Source organism: Haloferula sargassicola, from assembly GCF_040362925.1.
Lineage (GTDB): Bacteria > Verrucomicrobiota > Verrucomicrobiia > Verrucomicrobiales > Akkermansiaceae > Haloferula > Haloferula sargassicola.
On the sequence record NZ_BAABRI010000006.1, the window covers coordinates 28,206 to 49,179 of the forward strand.

At 67.1% G+C, this 20,974-nt stretch carries 17 protein-coding genes; 16 read left to right on the forward strand and 1 reads right to left on the reverse strand.

Translation table 11 applies throughout. The features are described from left to right. Positions 1–8 precede the first annotated feature (8 nt). The 13 genes from ABXH26_RS06190 to ABXH26_RS06250 are packed head-to-tail and all read left to right on the forward strand — an operon-like array spanning position 9 to position 14,816. Positions 9–1,682, forward strand: coding sequence for a SpoIIE family protein phosphatase (locus ABXH26_RS06190; protein ID WP_353566176.1), 1,674 nt, complete (start codon positions 9–11; stop codon positions 1,680–1,682). A gap of 4 nt (positions 1,683–1,686) precedes the next feature. Further along, a complete protein-coding gene (locus tag ABXH26_RS06195) occupies positions 1,687–2,061 on the forward strand; it encodes a response regulator transcription factor (RefSeq protein ID WP_353566177.1) in 375 nt (124 codons plus the stop codon). After that, positions 2,058–3,239, forward strand: coding sequence for an alkaline phosphatase family protein (locus ABXH26_RS06200; protein ID WP_353566178.1), 1,182 nt, complete (start codon positions 2,058–2,060; stop codon positions 3,237–3,239). Before ABXH26_RS06195 ends, ABXH26_RS06200 begins: the two co-directional genes overlap by 4 nt. 36 nt (positions 3,240–3,275) lie before the next feature. Beyond that, positions 3,276–4,535, forward strand: coding sequence for a glycosyltransferase family 4 protein (locus ABXH26_RS06205; protein WP_353566179.1), 1,260 nt, complete (start codon positions 3,276–3,278; stop codon positions 4,533–4,535). Then, the gene (locus ABXH26_RS06210) at positions 4,532–5,647 is read left to right on the forward strand and encodes a hypothetical protein (RefSeq protein WP_353566180.1); all 1,116 of its coding nucleotides are present in this window, start codon (positions 4,532–4,534) and stop codon (positions 5,645–5,647) included. Before ABXH26_RS06205 ends, ABXH26_RS06210 begins: the two co-directional genes overlap by 4 nt. Before the next feature lie 6 nt (positions 5,648–5,653). Continuing rightward, a complete protein-coding gene (locus tag ABXH26_RS06215; RefSeq protein ID WP_353566181.1) occupies positions 5,654–6,904 on the forward strand; it encodes a glycosyltransferase family 4 protein in 1,251 nt (416 codons plus the stop codon). Then, complete coding sequence (locus ABXH26_RS06220; RefSeq protein ID WP_353566182.1) at positions 6,888–7,772, forward strand: glycosyltransferase family 2 protein; 885 nt, start codon at positions 6,888–6,890, stop codon at positions 7,770–7,772. Before ABXH26_RS06215 ends, ABXH26_RS06220 begins: the two co-directional genes overlap by 17 nt. Then, positions 7,769–9,001 (forward strand): glycosyltransferase family 4 protein, encoded by a 1,233-nt coding sequence (locus ABXH26_RS06225; RefSeq protein ID WP_353566183.1) that lies wholly within the window; start codon positions 7,769–7,771, stop codon positions 8,999–9,001. Before ABXH26_RS06220 ends, ABXH26_RS06225 begins: the two co-directional genes overlap by 4 nt. Beyond that, positions 8,998–9,639, forward strand: coding sequence for a uridine kinase family protein (locus ABXH26_RS06230; protein ID WP_353566184.1), 642 nt, complete (start codon positions 8,998–9,000; stop codon positions 9,637–9,639). Before ABXH26_RS06225 ends, ABXH26_RS06230 begins: the two co-directional genes overlap by 4 nt. Then, complete coding sequence (locus tag ABXH26_RS06235; protein ID WP_353566185.1) at positions 9,636–10,838, forward strand: glycosyltransferase family 4 protein; 1,203 nt, start codon at positions 9,636–9,638, stop codon at positions 10,836–10,838. The genes ABXH26_RS06230 and ABXH26_RS06235 overlap by 4 nt, the downstream gene beginning before the upstream one ends. Positions 10,839–10,840: 2 nt before the next feature. Further along, positions 10,841–12,754: a GumC family protein gene (locus ABXH26_RS06240; protein WP_353566186.1), complete on the forward strand. Its 1,914-nt coding sequence runs from the start codon at positions 10,841–10,843 to the stop codon at positions 12,752–12,754. Beyond that, on the forward strand, positions 12,754–13,734 hold the full coding sequence (locus tag ABXH26_RS06245) for a polysaccharide biosynthesis/export family protein (protein ID WP_353566187.1): 981 nt from the start codon (positions 12,754–12,756) through the stop codon (positions 13,732–13,734). Before ABXH26_RS06240 ends, ABXH26_RS06245 begins: the two co-directional genes overlap by 1 nt. Continuing rightward, the gene (locus ABXH26_RS06250; RefSeq protein WP_353566188.1) at positions 13,734–14,816 is read left to right on the forward strand and encodes a polysaccharide biosynthesis/export family protein; all 1,083 of its coding nucleotides are present in this window, start codon (positions 13,734–13,736) and stop codon (positions 14,814–14,816) included. Before ABXH26_RS06245 ends, ABXH26_RS06250 begins: the two co-directional genes overlap by 1 nt. A 36-nt stretch (positions 14,817–14,852) precedes the next feature. On the opposite strand, the gene ABXH26_RS06255 is transcribed toward ABXH26_RS06250, so the two are convergent. Continuing rightward, the gene (locus tag ABXH26_RS06255) at positions 14,853–16,760 is read right to left on the reverse strand and encodes an HAD-IA family hydrolase (RefSeq protein WP_353566189.1); all 1,908 of its coding nucleotides are present in this window, start codon (positions 16,758–16,760) and stop codon (positions 14,853–14,855) included. Positions 16,761–16,949: 189 nt separating this feature from the next. Between ABXH26_RS06255 and ABXH26_RS06260 the strand changes: the two genes are divergently transcribed. The 3 genes from ABXH26_RS06260 (at position 16,950) to ABXH26_RS06270 (ending at position 20,973) form a co-directional block, all read left to right on the forward strand. Beyond that, entirely contained in the window at positions 16,950–17,606 is a 657-nt protein-coding gene (locus ABXH26_RS06260; RefSeq protein WP_353566190.1) for a hypothetical protein, read from the forward strand. A gap of 41 nt (positions 17,607–17,647) precedes the next feature. Next, positions 17,648–19,147 (forward strand): tetratricopeptide repeat-containing sulfotransferase family protein, encoded by a 1,500-nt coding sequence (locus ABXH26_RS06265; RefSeq protein WP_353566191.1) that lies wholly within the window; start codon positions 17,648–17,650, stop codon positions 19,145–19,147. Positions 19,148–19,293: 146 nt separating this feature from the next. Next, the gene (locus ABXH26_RS06270) at positions 19,294–20,973 is read left to right on the forward strand and encodes a hypothetical protein (protein ID WP_353566192.1); all 1,680 of its coding nucleotides are present in this window, start codon (positions 19,294–19,296) and stop codon (positions 20,971–20,973) included. Position 20,974: the final 1 nt, after the last annotated feature.

Below are 20,974 nucleotides of genomic sequence, written 5' to 3' on the forward strand. Positions count from 1 at the left end.
GGGGACGCTTGAGCACGCACGACTCATCCGGCACCGCCACCGGCCGTTCTTGGCAGTGGGCTGGACCCTACACGCTCGAAGCGGTCCGCGAGGCATCGATCGGTGCCCGCGCGTTTCTTCAATCCTGCGGCCTGCCGGAGGATCACTTGTCCGGCTGGGAGCTGGTCCTCGCCGAGGCGGGGAACAACTGCGTCCTTCATCCCGGCGATCGGCCGCCACCCGGCCTGCTCGAGATTTCCCTGCTCGTCGCCGCCGGGCAGGTCACCGCGCGGCTGCTCGATCGCACGCCGGGCTTCGACTGGCCCGACGATCCGGGCCTGCCCGATGACGACTCCGAGTCCGGCCGCGGGCTGTTCCTGATCGAGGCGCTCACCGATTCCCGCATCTACGCGCGCGGAAAACACGGCAACTTTCTGGAGCTGCGGCGGTCGTTTCCCGATCCCGGCCCGCCCGAGGATCTGGAGGCCACGCTGGAGGCGATGACCGAAGAGCTTTCGACCTGCTACGAGAGCCTTTCGGCCATCTTCCGTTTCACCGCCGAGGCGCGCGATGCCGACTCGCCGCGCGACTTCGCCGGGCATGTCCTCGAGCACCTCATCACGCTCACTTCCGCGGAAATCGGGATCCTGCGGGTGGCCGACCACGGTCGGCTGGTCTGTCTCGCTCTTCACGGTGTGGAGGAGGGCGATCCGCTGCCGATGGAAACCCGGGCTCTCGAGTCGCGCAGGGACCAGTGGTTCGAGGGCCCGGAATCCGCGTCGTTGCCGGATACCGTCCGCACCGGCCTGGTGCATCCGTTTTTCCACGACGACGAACCGCTCGGCGTGCTGACGCTGGCCCGCACCTCGTCGGACGAGCCCTTCAATGCCGGCGAGCTGAACCTCGTCCACACCTTCGCCGAGTTCCTGAGCCAGCATTTCCTCAGCCTGCGCCATGAGGAGGAGGCCATTCGCTCGCGGCTCGCGCGGCACGAGTTCGACCTGGCCGCCGCCATCCAGCAATCGCTGCTGCCGCCGGTGCAGGACCCGGTCGAGGGCATCCACGCCATCGGCCACTGCGAGAGCGCGCTCTCGATCGGCGGGGACTTCTACGACCTGATCCCGATGGAAGGCACCGGCTACTTTTTCGTCATCGCCGATGTCATGGGAAAAGGCGTGGCCGCCAGCATGATGGCTGCCGTCACCCGCTCGATCATCCGCTCGCTCGGTGAGGATTTCGACCACCCCGCGACCGTGCTGGAAAAGGTCGGCAGCCAGATGTTCGAGGATCTCGACCGGCTGGAGATGTTCGTCACGCTGGCCGTCGGCGTGGTCGATGTGCCTGCCGGCCTGATCCGCGTCGCCAACGCCGGCCACTGCCCGGTCGTCATCTCCGGAAACGAACTCGCCGAGGCCATGCCCGAGGCGCCGCCGATCGGGATCGAGCGCTCGCCCAGCTTCCAAGAAGACGTAATTCCGCTCCACCCCGGAACCCGTATCCTCGCTTACACCGATGGGTTCATCGACCCGCGCAACGAGCGGCCGGTTTTCGAAACGCAGGACGAAGTCGCCGCCTGGTTCCACCAGAGCGCGGGCACCGTGGATCCCGTTATCCTAAAGCAACAACTGCTCCAGCGGCTCGGCCAGACCGGGTCCGCCGAGTCGCTCGCCGACGACCAGACCTTCCTCATCCTGACTTTCTGAAATCATGGCCACCCTCGTTCTTGCCGAAGACGCCCCGCACATGCTGCGGCTCCTCGAAATGACCCTGCGGAAAAAGGGCCACCAGTGGACCGCCGTCGGCACCGGCGATGCCGCCCTTTCGGAAATCCGCGCCCGCAAGCCGGATGCCGCCATCCTCGATGTCATCATGCCCGGCATGGACGGACTCGAAGTCCTCCAGGCGCTCAAGGCCGACCCCGAAACCGCGGAGATTCCCGTCATCATCCTCACCGCCCGCGGCCATACCTTCACCCGCGAGCAGGCCGAGCAATCCGGCGCCGCCGCCTTCCTCACCAAGCCCTTCAGCCCGACCGAACTGCTGGCCGTCGTCGACCGCCACACCACCGCCGCCCAGCCATGAAAGACCGCCTTTCCCTTTTCATCATGATCGACGCCTGCGGGTGGGAGATCGTGAAAGACCTGCCCTTCCTCGAAAAGGTCGCCCCGCACCGCCGCAAGCTCGAGAGCGTCTTCGGCTACAGCTGCGCCTGCGTTCCCTCGATCCTCTCCGGTCGCTGGCCCGACGAACACCGCAACTGGTGCTACTTCGTCCACGATCCCGAGCACTCGCCCTTCCGCCCGCTTGGCTGGCTGCGCTTTCTGCCCACCGCCCTCACCGGCCGCCGCATCGTCCGCCGCTACCTCACCAAGTTCGTGAAGAAGAGCCTCGGCTTCCGCGGCTACTTCGACCTCTACAACATCCCCTTCCAGTTCATCCACCTCTTCGATTTCACCGAAAAGAAAAGCCCGCTGAAGCCCGGCGGCATGAACGTCGGCCCGAACATCTTCGACCTGCTCGAACAACGGCAAGTGCCGTACTACGTCACCGACCCGTCGCTGCCGGAGGAAAAGCACCTCGAACTCCTGCTCGCCGACATCGAAAGCCAGCGCATCGACTTCGCCTTCCAGTACTGGGCCGGCCTCGACGGACTCCTCCACATGGTCGGCAACAACTCGCCCGAGATCCCGAAGAAGCTCGACCACTACGAGCGCTGGATCACGCAGGTCATGGAGGTCGCGAAAAAGCACTACCGCCACGTCGACCTCCATGTCTTCAGCGACCACGGCATGGCCAACTGCGATGAGCACCTCGACCTGCGCTCGAAGATCGACACCCTCGGCCTCAAGTTCGGCGAAGACTACGCCGTGGCCTACGACTCGACCATGGCCCGCTTCTGGTTCCTCAAGCCCGGTGCCCGGGAAAAAATCGAGGCCCTCCTCGCCACCGTCCCCGAGGGTCGCGTGATGCCCGACGACGAGCTGAAGCACTACCGCACCCACTTCGACGACCACGCCTTCGGCGAGCTCGTCTGGCTGGCGAAAGAAGGCGTCCTCATCGTTCCCAGCCACATGGGCGAACGGCCGATCCGTGCCATGCACGGCTACCACCCGACCGATCCCCAGAGCTACGCCACCCTCTTCAGCAACACCGCCGACGTCCCCGCCGACCTCACCCACATCCCGCACATCCACAGCCTCATGGAGCAGGCCGTTGAACACCACGCCGCCGCCCGCGCGCCGAAGAAAAACGTCGCCTGAAACCTCGGAGCGCTGGCTTCAGCCGGCGCGAACACCATGAGTGCCATCATCCACATCCCGCGCCGCTTCGTCGCCCATGAATGGGGTGGCACGGAGACCGTCATCCTCGAAACCTCCAAGGCCCAGAAGGCCGCCGGATTTCACCCGAAGATCGTCACCTCGATGGCCCTCGCCGATTCCCGCCGCGAGGACATCGCCGGCATCCCGGTCGAGCGCCACGCGCACCTCTATCCTTTCCTCGGCCTCAGCGAAACCGAGCGCGCCGCCATGGACAAGAAGGGCGGCAACCTGCTCTCGCTGCCGCTCTTCGGCGCGCTGATGCGCGAGCCGGACGTCCGCATCTTCCACGCCCACGCCCTCAAGCGCCTCGGCGGCACCGTCCGCACCGTGGCCAAACTACGGCGCAAGCCGTACGTCGTCTCGCTCCACGGCGGCATCTTCGACGTCCCCGCCGCCGAGCTCGACGACCTCACCAAGCCGATCCAGGGCAAGTTCGAGTGGGGCAAGCCCTTCGGCGCCCTGCTCGGCGCCCGCCGCGTGCTCGAAGACGCCGACCATGTCATCTGCGTCGGCCAGAGCGAGGCGGAGAAGGCCCGCGCCGAACTCTCCCACGACCGCGTCAGCTACCTGCCGAATGGCGTCGACTCACAGCGTTTCGCCACCGGCGATGGCGCCGCCTTCCGTCAGCGCTTCGGCATCCCGGACAGCGCGTTCCTTATCGTCAACGTCGGCCGCATCGACTCGCAGAAAAACCACCTCTGCCTGCTGCAAGCCTTCGCCCGCTTCCGCGCCACCGCGCCGGAGGCCCGGCTGGTGCTGATCGGCCCCGTCACCCAGCCCGCCTACGCGGAAAAACTCCACGCCTTCATCGCCGCCGAGTCGCTCGGCGATGCGGTCCAGATCATCCCCGGCCTCGGCAATGACTCCGGCTCGCTGGTCGATGCCTACCATGCCGCCGACACCTTCGTGCTCGCCTCGCGCCACGAGCCCTTCGGCATCGTCGTCCTCGAAGCCTGGTGCGCCGCCCGCCCCGTCATTGCCTCGCGCGTCGGCGGCCTGCAGGCGCTGGTCCGCGATGACGAAACCGGCCTCTTCTTCGACCCCGAGTCGCCCGAGCAACTCACCGACCGACTCGTCCGCCTCCATGCCGACCCCGCGCTGCGCCAGCGCCTCGGTGCCGCGGGAAAAGCCGAGGCCCTCGCGAACTACGACTGGTCCCGTATTTCCGACCGCCTCGAAGGCATCTACCGGCAGGCCGAAAGCCACGCCGCCGGCCACCGAAAGGAGGCCTCATGAGCACCTTCCGCTTCACTCGCGATGGCGACGACGCCCTCGAAGCCCTGCTTGAAACCACCTGCCGCGAGATCGGCGCGGAGGTCGCGAAAATCGTCCCCGCCGACAAGCTCCAGGCGCTCGCCCTCGGCGGCGGATACGGTCGTGGCGAAGGCGGCGTGCTCAAGACCGCCAGCGGCGACGCGCCCTACAACGACCTCGAGTTCTTCCTCCTCATCGACGGCCCGCCGCGCCTCAATGAGCAACGTTTCGGCCACGCCATCCACGACTACTGCCACCGCATGACGGAGCAGCTCGGCATCGAGGTGGAAATCAAGATCACCTCGCTCGACGCGATCGCGAACGGCCCGACCTCGATGTTCTACTACGACCTCGTCGAGGGTCACCGCATCTTCGCCGGGCCCGATGACGCGCTCGCGAGCTGCCGCCATCACGCCGATGCCTCGCGCATCCCGCCGCACGAGGCCACCCGGCTGTTGATGAACCGCTGCAGCGGCCTCCTCTACGCCAAGCAGCGGCTCGCGAAAAAGGACTTCACCCGCGAGGACGCCGACTTCGTCGCCCGCAACATCGCCAAGGCCCAGCTCGCCATGGGCGACGCCCTGCTCGCCGCCCACGGCCGCTATCACTGGTCCTGTCTCGAACGCCACCAGCGTCTCCAACGGACCGACGCCACTCCCGAGCTGCTCGCCTTTCACCGCGATGGCGTCGAGTTCAAGCTCCACCCCGTTTCCACCACCGCCGCCCGCGACGAGCTCGCCGCGCTGCACGCCAAGGTCACCGCCGCCGCCTGGTCGGTCTGGCGCCAGGTCGAGGAAAAGCGGCTCGCGAAACCTTTCCGCACGCCCGCCGACTACGCGCACGACGGCAACAAGTGCCCCGAGACGAACGCGCTCAAGAACGCGCTCATCCGCCTCCGCACCTTCGGCCCGAAAGGCCTGCTCGCCCGCCCGTTCCGCTACCCGCGCGAGGCGCTGCTCAACTCACTGCCCGTCCTGCTCTGGGACAGCGCCGACGCGGACCCGCGCTGGCTTTCCCGCCAGCTCGTCGCGTCCGTCGCCACCCCCGCCGACGCCATCCCCGCCTACCAACGCCTCTGGGAACGCTACAACTGACCCGCCATGAAGCTGCTCGTCATCTATCCCTACGCCCCGTGGCCACTCGACCGCGGCACCTACCAGCGCACCTTCCATTTGCTGAAAAGCCTCGCCGCTCATCACGAGGTCGATCTCATCGCGCTGGTCGAAAAGGACGAGGACACCACGGAGAAACACGCCATCTTTTCCGGGTTCTGCCGCAGTGTCGAGTTCGTGCCTTTCGAGCACCCCACATGGCAGAAGCTCATCCCGACCCGCCTCCTCAATCCGCTCCCCGCCAACGTCCAGCACTGGCAGCAGCCGGAGATCAAGGAAGCCGTCGACCGCCACCTCCAGCCCGGCCGCTACGACCTGGTCCACATCTGCGACCTGGTGATGATGCCCTACGTCCTGCCGCACCGGCACCACACGCCCTTCGTCGTCGATCGCTCGCGCGTCGACCTCCAGTTCCAGCTCATGGAGCAGGGCACGCTGAACCTGCCGCCCCGCGAAAAACTCCTCCGCTGGGAGGCCCTCGCGAAGCTGTGGTTTTACGAAAGGAAGCTCGCCCGCGAGGCGAAGCTTGAGGTTGTCTGCGGCCCGGACGATGAGACCTTCCTGCACGCCCGCGTCAGCAAGAAGGCACCGGTCATGGTCGTCGCCAACGGCGTCGATCTCGACTACTTCCAGCCCGCCGCCGCGCCCGATCCACGCGATGCCGAGCCGACTGTCATCTTCTGCGGCGCCATGGATTACAGCCCGAATGTCGATGCCCTGCGCTGGTTCTTCGGCGGCGGCATCCACGATCGCCTGCTGAAAAAACTGCCCGGCGTGAAGACGCTCATCGTCGGCAAGAACCCCATCGATGAAGTGAAGGCCTACGGCTCGCGCCCCGGCGTCATCGTCACCGGAGGCGTGCCCGACGTCCGCCCCTACTACCGTCGCTCGTGGATCCAGATGGTCCCGCTGCGCATCGGCGGCGGCACGCGGCTGAAGATCGTCGAGTCGCTCGCCATCGGCACGCCCGTCGTTTCCACCTCCATCGGTGCCCAGGGCCTGGAGCTTCAGCACGGTCACGACGTCCTGCTCGCCGACACCGAGGAGGCCTTCGCCAGCGGGATCGCCCGCGCGCTCACCGACGGTGACCTTCGTACTTCGCTCGAGGAAAACGGCATCGCCACCGCCAACCAGCGCTTCGGCTGGCCGGCCATCGGCACCCGCCTCGCGCGGCGCTACGAGTCGCTGCTTTCCGCCGAACCCACCACCTCAGCCGTCGCCCATGGATCGCTTGCCTGATGCCGTCACCGTCGTGATGCGGTGCTACAACGAAGGATGGGCCATCGGAGAAACCATCCGCGAGCTCTTCGCCCAGGACTTCGATGGCGGGATCGAGCTGATCCTCATCGACTCCGGCTCGACCGACGACTCCGTGGCCATTGCGAAAAAGGACGGCCGCGCCCGCATCATCGAGATCCCGCCCGGCACCTACGTCCCCGGCCCGGTGCTCAATCTGGGCGCCCGCGAGGCCAGCCACGACTGGGTCGTTTACCTCAATGCCGACGCCAAGCCGGTCGGCCGCGACTGGCTCGTCAACCTGCTCAAGCCCTGCGTCGCCGACCCCAAGTTCGGCGCCGCCTTTTCCCGCCAGGTTCCGCGACCCGACTGCCAGGCGGTCTTCGCGCACGACTACGACCGCTGCTTCGGTCCCGAGCGCGAGTCGGTGAACTGGGAGCACTTCTTCAGCATGGTCAGCTGCGTCACCCACAAGTCGGTGCTCGCCGAGGTCCCGATCCGCGAGGACCTGCAATATGCCGAGGACGACGAATGGACGCGCCGCCTCATCGAGAACGGCTACCACGTGCTCTACGCGATCGATTCGGTCGCCATGCATTCGCACAACTACACGCTCAAGCAGAGCTACAAGCGCTCGTTCGGCGATGCCAAGGCCGGTGCCGCCACCGGCACGACGCACCCGCGGAACATGAACCTCCACCACTACGTCTGCCTGGGTTGGCTGAGGGACACGCTGCGCGACGCGAAGTGGTGCCTGAGAAACGGCCAGCTTTTCGGCGTCCCGCACGCCGCCGCCGTCCGCTTCGCCATGCGCCTCGGTCGTCGCGATGGCTACCACGCCGGTTGGAAACACTATCAGCGCGAAGGATGAGGATCCTCGTCATCTCCAACCTCTATCCTCCTCACGAAATCGGCGGCTACGAGATCCGCTGCCGCGACGTCGTCGAGCGCCTCCGCGCCCGCGGCCACGAGATCCGCGTGCTTACCTCCGACCACCACGTCGACGGCCGCGCCGAGGAAAACCCGCCGCACGTTTCCCGCCGCCTGCGCGTCCACGGCATGTACGGCCACCCTTGGCTCTCGATCTGGAAACTCCGCGCGCTCGAGCAGCACAACCACCGCGCGCTGCTCGACGAGATCGACTCGTTCAAGCCCGAGCTGATCCACGTCTGGAACATGGGCGGCATCTCGAAGTCGCTGCTGCTCCGCCTCGAAGCCTCCGGCATCCCGCTGGTTTACGACGTCTCCGACCACTGGATCGCCCGCAGCCTCCGCGCCGACGTCTGGCTCTCGTGGTGGAACGAACCGAAGTCCGCCCCCGTCACCTTCCTCCGCCAGGTCCTCACCGCCATCGGTTACCGAAAAAACATCACCGACGAAACCCCGACCGGCTCCTGGGACTTCCTCCGTTTCCCGCGCATCTATTTCTGCAGCGCCTTCATGCGCGACCACACCGTTTCCCGCGGCTGGCCGGTCGCGCACGCGCAGGTCATCCACTGCGGGATCGAAACGACGGCATTCGCCGTAAAAACCGAGCACGCAGATTTTTCGAGGCTCCTCTGGGTCGGCCGTCTCGCCGAAGACAAGGACCCGCTCACCGCCGTCCGCGCCCTCGCCGCCTGCGAAAACCCCGACCTCACCCTCGACCTCTACGGCCACGGCGATGCCGGCTACGTCGCCGCGCTCGACGCGGAAATCGCCCGACTCGGCCTTGTCGGACGCGTCACCCGCAAGTCCGCGCCCGCCGCCGAGATGAAACAACTCTACTCGCAGCACGACGCCCTGCTCTTCACCTCGAACTGGGGCGAGCCCTTCGCCCTGACCCCGCTCGAGGCCATGGCCTCCGGCCTCCCCGTCATCACCTCTCTCGATGGCGGCCAGGCCGAACTCGCCCGCCACGGCGAGAACTGCCTCGTCGCCGAAGCCGCCAACCCGGCCCTCTACGCCACCCGCATCGCGGAAATGGCCGCCTCGCCGGAACTTCGCGCCTCCATCGCCAACACCGCCCTCGAGGAAGCCCGCCGCCATTTCGACATCGAAGTCATCACCACCAAGATCGAGGACTACCTCGAAGCTTCAACCGCCGATCAACGCCGATGAACGCAGATCAGAACTCAAGCATCTGCGTCCATCCGCGTTCATCTACGGTTTCCCTCATCGTCATCGCCGGCGGCAGCGGATCGGGAAAATCCCGCCTCGCCCGACTCCTCCACGAGGCCCTTCCCGCATCGGCGGTCCTCACGCTCGACCACTTTTACCGCGACCTCTCCCACCTCACCCCCGGGCAACGCGAGCGGGTGAACTTCGACGACCCCGCCACCATCGACTGGGCTTCGGTCGAGACCGCGCTCTTCAAGCTGTCCTCCGGCCACCCCGCGGAAATCCCGCGATATGATTTCCACACCCACACCCGCGCCGCCGCGACCGAAACCCTCCAGCCCACCGACTTCCTCATCCTCGAAGGCCTGTGGCCGCTGACCCGCCCCGCCATCCGGGATATGGCGGCGCTGACAATCTTTGTCGACTGCCCCGCCGGGCTCCGCCTCAGCCGTCGCATCGCCCGCGACACCACCGAGCGCGGCCGCACCGAGGCCTCCGTCCGCCGCCAGTGCGCCGAGCACGTCGAGCCGATGCACGCCCGCCACGTCCAGCCGCAGATCGACCTCGCCGGGCGCGTTCTCACCTCGCCGATCTCCGACGCTGACGTGCAGCAACTTCTCCAAGCCGCCACCGCATGAGCCTCCTCTTCTACGACGACAGCCCGGTCTTCGGCGGCCACGAAGTCATGGCCCTCGCCGGCCTCGAGGCGGTCCTCCGTGCTACGGCGGATCCCGTAATTTTCCTCGCCTCCGAGGCCAATGCCAAGCTGCGCGAAAAGCTCGCCGCCCTCGCGGAAACGCACCCCCACCTTCACGTCGAGACCCTGCCCTGGCAGTCGTCCAAGCTCGAAGCCTTGCGCAACCGCCTCAAGCCCTCGCGCATCGACGACCTCGCCGCCCGTTTCCGCGACATCGCGCCGGATCTGGTCATCGCCATTCAGGGAAACATCGAGCACTCCTCGCTCGCCCTCCACGCCGCCCGCAAGGCCGGCATCCCGAGCACCAGCTACATCCCGGTGCCGCACTCGAACCACCAGATGGGCGCCAAGCTCGGCCGGCTCCGCGACCTCTTCTGCGGCCCTCTTTTCCAGCTCCCCGACAGCTTCGTGACCATCACCGACGAGATGGCCCGCATGCTCGAACGCCGCGGCGCCACCGCCCCGGTCCACATCGTTTACAACGGCATCGACACCGCCCGCTTCCAGGCCGGCGACCCGCAAGCCGCCCGCCGCGAGCTCGACCTGCCCGCCGACAAAACCCTGCTCGGCGTCGTCGGCCGCACCGAGTTCATGCAAAAGCAGCAGCACCTGCTCGTCGAGGCCGTCGCCGCCGAGCCTGCTCTCAAGCAAAGCTGCCACCTCGTCTTCGCCGGTGAAGGCCCCGACACACCCGCCCTGCGCGAGCTGCTGAAAAGCCGCGCCGTCGCCGGCACCGTCCTTCCTTGGTGCGATCCCGCCCCGCTCTACCGCGCGCTCGACGCCCTCGTCATTCCCTCGCGCTACGAGGGCCTGCCGCTGGTCATGCTCGAGGCCCTGGCCACCGGCACCTCGGTCTTCGGCAGCGACCGCGACGGCATGAAGGACCTCCTCCCCGCCGCCCGCCGCTTCGATCCCGCCTCGCCGACCGCGCTGGCCAAGGTCCTCGCCGACTGGCTGCGCGAGGGAAAGCCCGGGCCCGGGCAAGGGCTGACCGACCGCGTCCGCCACGAGATGTCGCTGCCCTCCTTCGCGGCCGCCTTTTCCTCCACTCTCCTCGACCTTGCCGGGAAGGCGCGAAAGTCGGGCAAAAGCGACACTTCCAATGTTAATTTTTCCGTAATAACTTCCGCGGAAAGCTGATCATGTCGTCACCGGGGAGTTCCACCACACCAGCCACCGAGCCCGATCCGACCGCCGTGTCGGGAGGGAAACGATTCGGCTATCCCGTGGCCATCGATCCCGTCCGGCTGCTCGCCGGCATCCTCGCGCGCTGGCCGTGGATCCTCGTTGGCGTGCTGGTTTTCGGCGGGCTCGGCTTCATCGCCGGCAAGCTGATCACTCACCAGACCTTCTCGCTTTCCGTGGCCCTGATCAAACGCCGCGTGCCGCAGACGGTGCAGACCTCGGAGATCGGGCAGTCCTTCCGCCCGGCCGACCTCAACGACGCCACCCTGCTCGCCACGCTCCTGGCCAGCGAGCCGCTCGACCTCGCGCTGAAGGAGGCCAACAACGGCATCAGCTCCGGCCACGTGTCGACCTTCGTGGAGGCCAGTCAGCAGGAAAACACGGACATCTTCTATATCACCTACCACTCGCCCGTCAGCGCCGAGGATGCCGTCCGTTTCACCGGCATCTGGGCCGAGCAGATCCGCGAATACACCAAGCGCCTGCAGCAGGCCGAGGCCCGCGGGGTGCTCGAGCTGCTGGCCAAGGAGGTGGCCGAGCTGGAGCAGCAGATCGAGGACACCAACCGCCAGATTCTCGAATTCTCGAAGGAAAAGGACTTCATCGGCGGCGACTCGCAGGTGGCCGCGGTGCTGTCGAAGCTGTCGCAGATCGAGCTGCAGCTGGAAGAGGCGCGGACCAACAAGGTGTCGCTCCGGCAACAGCTCTCGACCCTCGACGAGCAGATCCGCCACCAGAGCCCGCTGGAGCTGAGCATCCGCACCGCCAAGGACGAGCTGGCCAGCCTCCGCTCGACCTATACCGACGAGAACCCGCTGGTGCAGGCGAAGCTGGAGAACATCGAGTACCTCCAGCGGCAGATCGACGCCCTCGGCGATGGCCAGGACGTCGGGCTCGACGCCTACACCGGCACGCCGCTCGGCAACCAGCTCTACCTCGACATCGTCGACGTCGAGAACCGTCTCAGCGAGGCGACCAGCCGCATCGTGTCGCTGGAGGCGCTGCAGAAATCCACCTCCGCCCGCTTGGCCGAGTTTCCGGAGATCATCAGTAAGTACGATGCCCTCCGTAAGAAGCGCGACTCGTTCATCGAGGGCCTGACGCTGATGAGCAACCGCCTCAAGGAGGCGCAGATCTTCGCCACCGGATCGCCGGGCTATTGGCAGATCTTCCAGCCGCCGGACCCGCGCGCCGTGGTGCCGTCCTCGATGTTGAAAAAGCCGCTCCTGCTCGGCGGGGCGGGATCGCTGGCCGGCGCGGGCATCGCCATGATTTTCACCCTGCTGCTGACCCAGCGCAGCACCCGCCGCTCGGTGCTCGAATGCTGCGCGACGACGCGGGCTCCCTTGGTCGCCCGGCTGCCGGAAACCGCCGGCCCGGAAGAGTTCCGCGACTTGTGGATCTCCATCCTTTCCCCCGAGCTGGCGGAGCGCGGACCGGTCCTGTTCTGGACTTCCGCGCTCGATGCCGCGACGGAGCGCGAGTTCTGGCGATCGGTCGCCGTGGCGGTCTCGGCCGATGCCGGCAAGCCGCTGGATGTGCTCGATCTCACGCCGGATGACTTGTGGGAAACGCCGGCCGGGCCCGAGCTGGCGTGGACCGACCAAGGCGCCCCGTCATCCCACCATTTCCTTCGCGCCGCCGGACTGCCCAGGCAGGACCGGCGCCCGAGCCTGGCCGAGGCGGGAAGCTGGTTCGCGGTGATCGAGGGCGAAAAGGAATCGCTGTCCGCCTACGCCGAGGCACGCCACCTCACCGAGGTCTACCTCGGGCCCTGCGCCGGCACCATCGCCCTCATCGAGGCTCCGGCCGGGCTGATCCGCCGGGCGGCCGACGAACTTTCGCTCTTCCTCACGCAACGCTTTTCCTGATGCTCCGCGCCTTCGCCATCGCCGCGCTGTTTTTCCTCCTGCCGCTCGCCGCACAGGAGTCGAAGCCGGTGCCCGGCAACCGCGCCGAGTCGTCCGCGCTGTCGTGGCGCGACCGCTACGAGCTCGGACCCGGCGACGTGATCAACTTCTCGCTTTTCGGCCGCCCGGAGCTCGACCGGCCCGGCTTCCGCATCGCGCCCGATGGCACCATCAGCTACCTGCAGGCGCAGAACGTGAACGTCGCCGGCCTCACGCTCGACGAAGCCCGCATCGAGATCGAAAAGGCGCTGCAGGGGCACTTCAAGGCGCCGCGGGTGATCATCACGCCCGAGGAGATCGGCTCGAAGCGGTTCACCATCCTGGGAAAAGTCGTCCGCAAGGGAGTGGTCACGCTCGAGCGGCCGATCACGCTGGTCGAGGCGATCGCCAACGCCGGAGGCATCGAAACGGGCCTGTTCGAGCGCCGGACGGTCGAGCTGGCCGATTACGACCGGTCCTTCCTTTCGCGCCGCGGCGAGCAGCTGCCGATCAACTTCCGCAAGCTCTTCCAGGACGGCGACATGTCGCAGAACCTCGAGATCGAGCCGAACGACTTCATCTACATCGCCTCCACGATTTCGAACGATTACTACGTCCTCGGTGCCGTGACGACGCCGGGCGTGCAGGGCATGACGCCGGATGCCTCGGTGGTGTCCGCCATCACCCGCCGCGGCGGCTTCACCGACCGCGCGTGGACCGACCGGGTGCTGGTCGTCCGCGGCAGTTTCTCGGAGCCGGAAACGCACGTCGTTTCCCTGCGCGACATCCTGGCGGCGAAGGAGAGCGACTTCAAACTGCAGCCGAAGGACATCGTCTACATCGCCGACCGGCCGTGGGCGCAGGCCGAGGATATTCTCAAGCTGGCGCTCGCCGCCTTCGCCACCAGCGCGACCTCCACCTGGGTCAACGTCAACGTCGACCCGATCCTCACCAACCCCTGATGCGCCGGCTGTCCAACCTCCTCGCGGCGCTCACCGTCTGCCTGCTGGCGGTTTCCTGCAGCCAGATCATCCCGCGTCCGGACTTCGACGCGCGGACGGCCGACCAGACGGTGAAAAACCTCAACTTCACCAATGTGAAGATCGACCGCAAGCCGTCGGCGAAGCTCCTGCAACCGCCCAAGGATCCCTACATCCTGGGGCCCGGCGATGTGGTGGAAATCGAGATCGCCGAGGTCTCCGGCACCCTCGCCCGGACCTTCGTCATGCCCGATGGCATGGTCTACTACAACCTCGCCGGCGGGGTCCGTGCCGAGGGCCTCACGCAGAAGGAATTCGCCTCGCGGCTGACCGAGGCGCTCAAGCGCGACTACACCAAGCCGCTGGTCAACGTGTCGCTGGTCGAGGTCCGCTCGCGGCGTTACTGGATTCTCGGCCGGGTGTTCAAACCCGGCATCTATCCGCTGCGCCAGCCGACCACCCTGCTCGAGGCCGTCTCGCAGGCGGGTGGTCTTTTCACCTCCGCCTTCTCCGGGGTGACCGAGGAGCTGGCGGACCTGTCGAACTCCGTCGTCATCCGCGATGGCGAGATCCTGCCGGTCAACTTCGAGAAGCTCATCCGCGGCGGCGACGCCTCGCAGAACATTTATCTGCGGCACAATGACTACATTTATCTTCCCTCCGCCACGAGTTCCACCGTGCTGCTGCTCGGCGCGGTGGCCGCGCCGCAGGCGATCGGCTACAAGGATTCGCTGACGCTGGTCGACTGCATCGCCCAGGCCCACGGCCCCGCGCCCGGAGCCTACACCAAGCAGGTGGTGGTGGTTCGCGGCAGCCTCGACAAGCCGCAGGCCGCGGTGGTGAACCTCGACGGCATCCTGACCGGCAAGGAAACCAACGTGCTACTCCAGCCGGGCGACATCGTGTGGGTGCCGAAGCGGCCGCTGGGGCTTCTCGAATCGACCGTGAAGGTGATTTTCCAGGATGCCGCCCGCACCATCGCCTCGGGTGAAGGCTCGCGCGTGGCCGGTGGAAACCAGGATCCGGTCCTCAGCATCCCGCTCAGCTCGCCGACCTCGGAGTGATCCCGGGATTTGCGCCGGAGGGCCGGGGACATCGATTCAGCCGGCGGCATCGTCGTCGGAGGGCACCAGGATGCTTTCGGCCATCGTCCGCCAGTCGATCGCGTCGAGGCTAGCCACGCTTCGGGTTGACGGGTCGGCGACGGCAATCCCGCCCCGGGGTTCCCTCGCCACATGGATTACCCTCATCCCGGCGGCCCGGGCGGCCTTCACGCCCGCGGCCGAGTCTTCCACCGCCACGCAATGCTCGGGCGGGTAGCCGAGGCGGCGTGCCGCGAGCTTGAAGATGGCGGGATCCGGCTTGCTGCGCGGGACCTCATCGCCGCCGGTGATGGATTCGAAGCGCGCGGCCAATCCGGCGCTGCGCAGCAGGTGGCCGATGTCCGCGAGGTCGCTGGAGCTGGCCAGCGCCAGCGGCACTCCGAGCGCGGCCAGCTCGTCGAGGGCGCGCAGCACATCGGCGAAGGGTTGCAAGCCCTCCTCCTCGATCAGGCGGTTGAACTCGTCCCGCCACGCGCGCGAGAAGTGGGTGCGGTTGAAATCCCGGCCGGCACCCCGTTCGAGTTCCCGCTCGATGTGGGCATTGGTGGTTCCCGCGAAGCGGCGGAAGTAATCCTCGCGGCTCAGGCTTTCCCCCTGCTCCCGGTAGGCGTGCGCGAAGGCCCGGAAGAAGAACGACTCGCTGTCGAACAAGGTGCCATCCATGTCGAACACCACCGCGAATCCCTTCGGACCCGTGCGGCGGTTGCCCCGCGCCTGGCGGAATTCGGACGGCCTCAGCCCGGTCGCGGATTTGAAAAAACGGCTCAATTCGTGGGCGGAGGCGAATCCCATTTGGGTGGCGATGCCGGCCAGCGTGGAGCCCGGGCGGGAAAGCAGCCGCTCCAGGTGCTTCAGCCGCACCTGCTGGATTTCCTGCTTCGGCGGATGGCCGATCGAGCGGGCGAAGCGCTCCTTGAGCGTGGTGGAGGAAAGGCCCGCCCGCTCGCAGAGTTCGGACACCCGGATCGGATCATGCACGGCCTTCAAGCGGATCCATGCGACCAGATCGCTGACGATCCGGTCATCGATCGCCAGCACCCGGCTCGACTCCCGCTCCACCGTCTCCCCCGGCGGGACCGTTTGCGTGCCGCTGACCTGCTCGCCCTCCATTTGCCGCCACAGCAGTTCCGCCGCCAGCCGCCCCACCTCCCGCGCCGGGTGCACCATGCTGCTCAGCGCGGGCATGCTCGCGTAGCAATAAACCTGATCGTCCCCGTAACCGATCACCGCCAGCTCATCGGGCACGCGCCGGCCGAGCGTATCCGCGGCGCACAAGGCCACGGCCGCCAGCGAGTCATCGACCACGAACAGCCCGCACGGCTTGGGCAGGGTGGCAAGGAAGGCACACACCTCGGTTTGGACTTCGCGCCAGGTGCGGGCCTCCCACAATGGCCTGCCGCGGAGGTAGTGGATCGTCGGCTCGATGCTGCGCTCCGCCAGCTCCGCCCGGAACCCGCGCAGCCGTTCGCGGGCATAAACCCGGAAGCCGGGAGCGAAGTGGGCCTCGCGGTAGAAAGTCTCGCCTCGGGCGAGGAAGGCGTAGGAATCAAGCCCGCAGCCGAGCAGGTGGCGGGCCGCCTCACGGCCGATGGCCGGGTTGTCCGGCACCACCCGCGGAAAGCCCAGATCCGGACCCTCCGTGCTGGTCAGAACCACCGGAATCCCACGTTTCCGGAAGGTGGCCAGTTCCGCTTCCGTGGAACGAAAAAGAATCAGCCCGCTGCCCCGCCAATCGCCGGTGATGCGGATCGCCTCCATTTCCCCGTAAGAGTCGTTTTCCGTCACCAGCCGCCACATCTGGTGGTGATCGCGCATGAAATCGACCACCCCACCCAGCGTCCCCGGGCCAAAAGAGGACCACTGGGGATACCGGATGCCGACGACTCTTCGCTGGAATGCGGACATGGCGGGCGGGGAACGAGCAAAAGGGAACCGAGCCGCCGGGAGAATCACATTCAATTCTCCAGTCCGTCGAAAATGCCGGGTCATCCGTCGCTTTCGCCCATCGACGACTGCGGCGTGGAGCCAGCACGCTCGTCATGGTCGGCGAGGCCCCCATCTCCAGCCGGCAAGCCACCACCAGAACTTCTCCGTATGAAACTCCCATCCCTCAAGCTCACCGCCATGGGCGGCGCCACGCTGGCCCTCGCCCCCACCCTCCACGCCGCCACGATTCTTTCGGGAACCGGCCTGGAGAAAAACCTGCCCGTCCCCAGCGACCACGGCTCGAACCTCGCCGGCACGCCCGACATCGCCGTTCTCTGGAGCCCGGCCGGAGCAGGCGGCTGGGAAACCTACACCGATGACGAGTGGACCCATCCCAGCGCTGCGGCCGATACCGGCAGCGGGGTCTACCAGATGGACGCTGCTATCACCGGCGCCACCTACACCATCCAGCTGAGCCCCGGCAGCGGCTATGATGTCGTGCTCACCTCGATCGACTTCAACGTCTACAACGGCGGCGGCGATTTCAACATCGGCTGGACCGTCACCGGCAGCACCAGTGGCACGCTCGGCAGCGGCAGTTTCCTGGCCGTGACCGACCAGAACTCCACCCTGTCCTTCGGCGCGCTCAGCGGCACCGGTGGCGAGTCCGTCTCGCTCGATCTGGTCATCGGAGCGGGCTCCGGCACCGGTTCCTATCTGGCTGCGGACAATCTTGCCTTCGATCAGGTGGCCGTGCCCGAGCCGGGCGGCATCGTGCTCGGGGCGCTCGGCCTCGGCGCGCTGGCGATGCGCCGCCGCCGCTAGGCCCGGCCGCGGCGGAGCGCCGAAATCCCATCGTCCCGGGCATGCTGGAACAGGCACGACAGGCCATCCGGGCCGGGCAGATCCAGCGCGCGCTTGCGCTCTGGGAGCAGGTTTCCTCGGCGGCGGAGGGCGCGCAGCTCCTGCTCGAGCATCTGGGAGTGCTCATCTCCCTTCATCGCTATGGCGAAAGCGGGGCGCTGCGCGAAAAGCTGCTCACCCATCCCGACACCACGCCGGCGCCGCTGCTATCTGCGGCCAGGATCCTGTTTCAATACGGCCGGATCCGCGACGCCGCTTGCTTCACCGCGCGCGCGCTCGAACTCGATCCCGCCAATCCGGACACCGCGGCCATGCACGCCGCCGCCCTCGAGCGCTCCGGCAGGCGGGAGGCCGCCAGGGAGTTGTTGCTCGAACTGCTGCGCGGGCAGCCGACGCACCTCCGCGCCGTGCGCCTGCTCGCCCACATCGAACGCCTCGATGGCGCCTTCGACGCGGCCCGCCAGCGGCTGGAGGCACATCTTTCCCGACATCCCTCGGTGGAGGACTGGCGCCTCCGCTACGAGCTGGCCGCCGTTCTCGATCGACTTGGCGACTATGAGGCCGCCATGCGCCAGCTGGCTCTGGCCAAGCACCAGATCCGCAGCGGAAGCCAGGCCCACCACGATGCCTGGCGCGCCCTCGCCACCCGCCAGTGGGAACTCACCCGGGCGCTGGATGCCGACCGGCTGCAGCGCTGGAGCGTCACGACCGGCGGCCGGCCGCCGATGCCCCGAATCTGCCTCCTGGCCGGCTTTCCACGCTCCGGCACCACCCTTCTCGAGCAGATTCTGTGCGCCCACCCCGGCTGCCTCGGCACGGATGAAACGGGGATCCTGGCCACCCAGTTCCGGAACCCCCTGGCGCTGGCCCCGGCATCGGCCGCAGCAGCGATGGACGGGCTTGATGCCCTGGATGCGGAGCAGCTCGCTGCCGGGCGGGCCGAATACCTGCGCGCCACCGAGGACCGCGTGGGCGAAGCCCTGGACGATCGGCTGCTGATCGAAAAAGAGCCGCTGCTCACCGGTGACCTGGCCGTTCCGCTGCGGTTGTTTCCTGAAGCAAAGATCCTGATGCCGCTGCGCGATCCGCGGGACGTCGTCGTCAGCTTCTTCTTCACCATCGTGCCCCTCGCCCCGCACAGCGTGGCGGCGGCCGGTTTGCCCGAGACCTGCCGCTACTACGCGGAGGTGCTGCGCCATTGGCTGTGGCTGCGGGACAGGATCGATCCGCAACGCTGGATGGAATCCCGCTACGAGGACCTGCTTTCCCGGCCCGGCGTGCAGACCCGCCGGCTGTGTTCGTTTCTCGGTCTCGAATGGTCCCCCGGCATGCTCGCCCACCACCGCGCCGCCCCGGGCAAGGATATCGGCACGCCGACCTATGATGATGTTTCCCGCCCTCTCTACACCCGCGCCCGGGGGCGGTGGGAAAACTACCGTCGCTGGCTGGAGCCCCACCTCGACCTGCTGGAGCCATATCTCGATGCCTTCGGATACCGGTGATGCCGGATGTGGCGCAGGGCCGGCGTTTTTGCCCTCCCGGACGCCTCTTTTGCCCGTCGTCCGCCGGCGGGTCCGGACGCTAACTTCCCCGGCGGCCCCACAGGCGGCCCCGCCTGCCGGCAGTGCCCGCAAAACCCACTCCCGCCATGAAACCCCGCTCATTTCGACACCACCGCCTGGCTGCCATCGGTGCCGCCGGTTGCGCCCTTGCCAACGCGCTGCATGCGGCCTCGCTCCTCACCGGCACCGGCCTGGCAAACAACCAGGACGTGCCGGCCACCTACGGTTCCTATCTCACCGGAACCCCGAACATCGGAATCGACTGGAGCCCGGTGGGCAATGGCGGATGGCAGACCTACTCCGAGGCTGGCTGGACCCATCCCAGCGCGCTCAACGAGACCGGCACCGGCGTCTATCAGATGGACGAGGCGGACCCAGGAAAAGCCTATCAGATCGTCTTTTCCCCCGACGAGGGCTTCAACGTCCTGCTGTCATCGGTCGATTTCAACGTTTACACCGGCGGCGGGGATTTCCACATCGACTGGACCGTCACCGGCTCATCGAGCGGCGCGTTGGCAAGCGGCGTTCATGACGCCCCGACCGACGGTGCCTCCACGCTTTCCTTCGGCAACCTCACCGGATCGGTAGCCGAAGAGCTGACGCTGGTGCTGAAAATCGGCTCCGGCTCCGGGACCAATTCCTACCTCGCGATCGACAACCTCGCCTTCGACCAGGTGGCCGATACCGAGCCCGGCCTCACGCACTTCGCCAGCGACAGTGCTTATGCCGGCCGGCCGTTGACCCTGTCCTGGACCATCGCCAACCCGAATCCCGCCGTGAAGGTGACCTTGAGCGATGGTGTTTCCGTCACCGATGTCACCGCCAACACCAACCTCACCACGGGAGACGGCTCCCTTCAGGTCAGCCCGCTGGAAAGCACGACCTACACTTTGTCGCTCGACGGTGCCAACAGCATGCAGTTGACGGTGCTCATCGGGGAAGCCCTCGGCCTCACCTCCTCCACCCAGCTCGCCACCGCCCCGGACTACCAAACCCTCCTCAGCTGGGAGGTTCGGCCGGTGGATGCAGGGCTCGTCACCATCTCCGACGGGTCCCAGCTCATCGACGTCACCGCCGACACCGACCCCCTCACCGGGCTGGGCTCGCGGCTGTTCTCCGTGCCCGGGCCAGCCACCACCTTCACCCTCGACGCGAATGAGAGCGGCCACACCGCGCAGGTCCAGGTGCTGCGTGAACAGGCGAACTCCGGTGCCTTCTCGATCAGCAGCTCCAGCATCACCACCGAGGAAACCCTAACCGTATCCTGGACGGGCGCCGCGGCCGGCCCGACCGACTGGGTCGGGATCTATCGCCGGACCGACCTTCCCGGCCTCGTGCCCTCGGCCCAATGGAACTATCTGAACGGCACGCAGACCGCCGGCGCGGCCGCGGCGGACGGCAGCCTGACCTTCAGCGGCCTTCCCGCCGGAGATTACTACGCGGCGCTGCTGGTCGATGATGGATACGAAATCGCCCAAGGGCCGATTCTCTTCACCGTGACCGAGCCGCAGGATCCGGCTATCCGCGTCGTTTCGACGAGCATGACCGGAAGCGACTTCACCCTCACCTGGGAATCAAAGGAGGGATTCGACTATGACATCTATGCCTCCGCGGGTCTGGAGGGAGATCCGCAGGTCGATCCGTCCTGGCAGCGCCTTGAGTTCGCCTGGCCTTCCGCTGGCGCCACCACCAGCTACACCGAGCACCTCGGCTCCAGCCCACCCGCCCGGCGCTTCTACCGGGTTTACGAATTCCCATCCTTCTGAC

Excerpts from the sequence above, each read along its gene's own strand:
- ABXH26_RS06265 (WP_353566191.1), top strand. The coding sequence starts at position 17,648 with ATGCTGGAACAGGCACGACAGGCCATCCGGGCCGGGCAGATCCAGCGC.
- ABXH26_RS06260 (WP_353566190.1), top strand. The coding sequence starts at position 16,950 with ATGAAACTCCCATCCCTCAAGCTCACCGCCATGGGCGGCGCCACGCTG.
- ABXH26_RS06235 (WP_353566185.1), top strand. The coding sequence starts at position 9,636 with ATGAGCCTCCTCTTCTACGACGACAGCCCGGTCTTCGGCGGCCACGAA.
- ABXH26_RS06225 (WP_353566183.1), top strand. The coding sequence starts at position 7,769 with ATGAGGATCCTCGTCATCTCCAACCTCTATCCTCCTCACGAAATCGGC.
- ABXH26_RS06195 (WP_353566177.1), top strand. The coding sequence starts at position 1,687 with ATGGCCACCCTCGTTCTTGCCGAAGACGCCCCGCACATGCTGCGGCTC.
- ABXH26_RS06255 (WP_353566189.1), bottom strand. The coding sequence starts at position 16,760 with ATGTCCGCATTCCAGCGAAGAGTCGTCGGCATCCGGTATCCCCAGTGG.
- ABXH26_RS06200 (WP_353566178.1), top strand. The coding sequence starts at position 2,058 with ATGAAAGACCGCCTTTCCCTTTTCATCATGATCGACGCCTGCGGGTGG.
- ABXH26_RS06230 (WP_353566184.1), top strand. The coding sequence starts at position 8,998 with ATGAACGCAGATCAGAACTCAAGCATCTGCGTCCATCCGCGTTCATCT.
- ABXH26_RS06210 (WP_353566180.1), top strand. The coding sequence starts at position 4,532 with ATGAGCACCTTCCGCTTCACTCGCGATGGCGACGACGCCCTCGAAGCC.
- ABXH26_RS06270 (WP_353566192.1), top strand. The coding sequence starts at position 19,294 with ATGAAACCCCGCTCATTTCGACACCACCGCCTGGCTGCCATCGGTGCC.
- ABXH26_RS06205 (WP_353566179.1), top strand. The coding sequence starts at position 3,276 with ATGAGTGCCATCATCCACATCCCGCGCCGCTTCGTCGCCCATGAATGG.
- ABXH26_RS06245 (WP_353566187.1), top strand. The coding sequence starts at position 12,754 with ATGCTCCGCGCCTTCGCCATCGCCGCGCTGTTTTTCCTCCTGCCGCTC.
- ABXH26_RS06220 (WP_353566182.1), top strand. The coding sequence starts at position 6,888 with ATGGATCGCTTGCCTGATGCCGTCACCGTCGTGATGCGGTGCTACAAC.
- ABXH26_RS06250 (WP_353566188.1), top strand. The coding sequence starts at position 13,734 with ATGCGCCGGCTGTCCAACCTCCTCGCGGCGCTCACCGTCTGCCTGCTG.
- ABXH26_RS06240 (WP_353566186.1), top strand. The coding sequence starts at position 10,841 with ATGTCGTCACCGGGGAGTTCCACCACACCAGCCACCGAGCCCGATCCG.
- ABXH26_RS06215 (WP_353566181.1), top strand. The coding sequence starts at position 5,654 with ATGAAGCTGCTCGTCATCTATCCCTACGCCCCGTGGCCACTCGACCGC.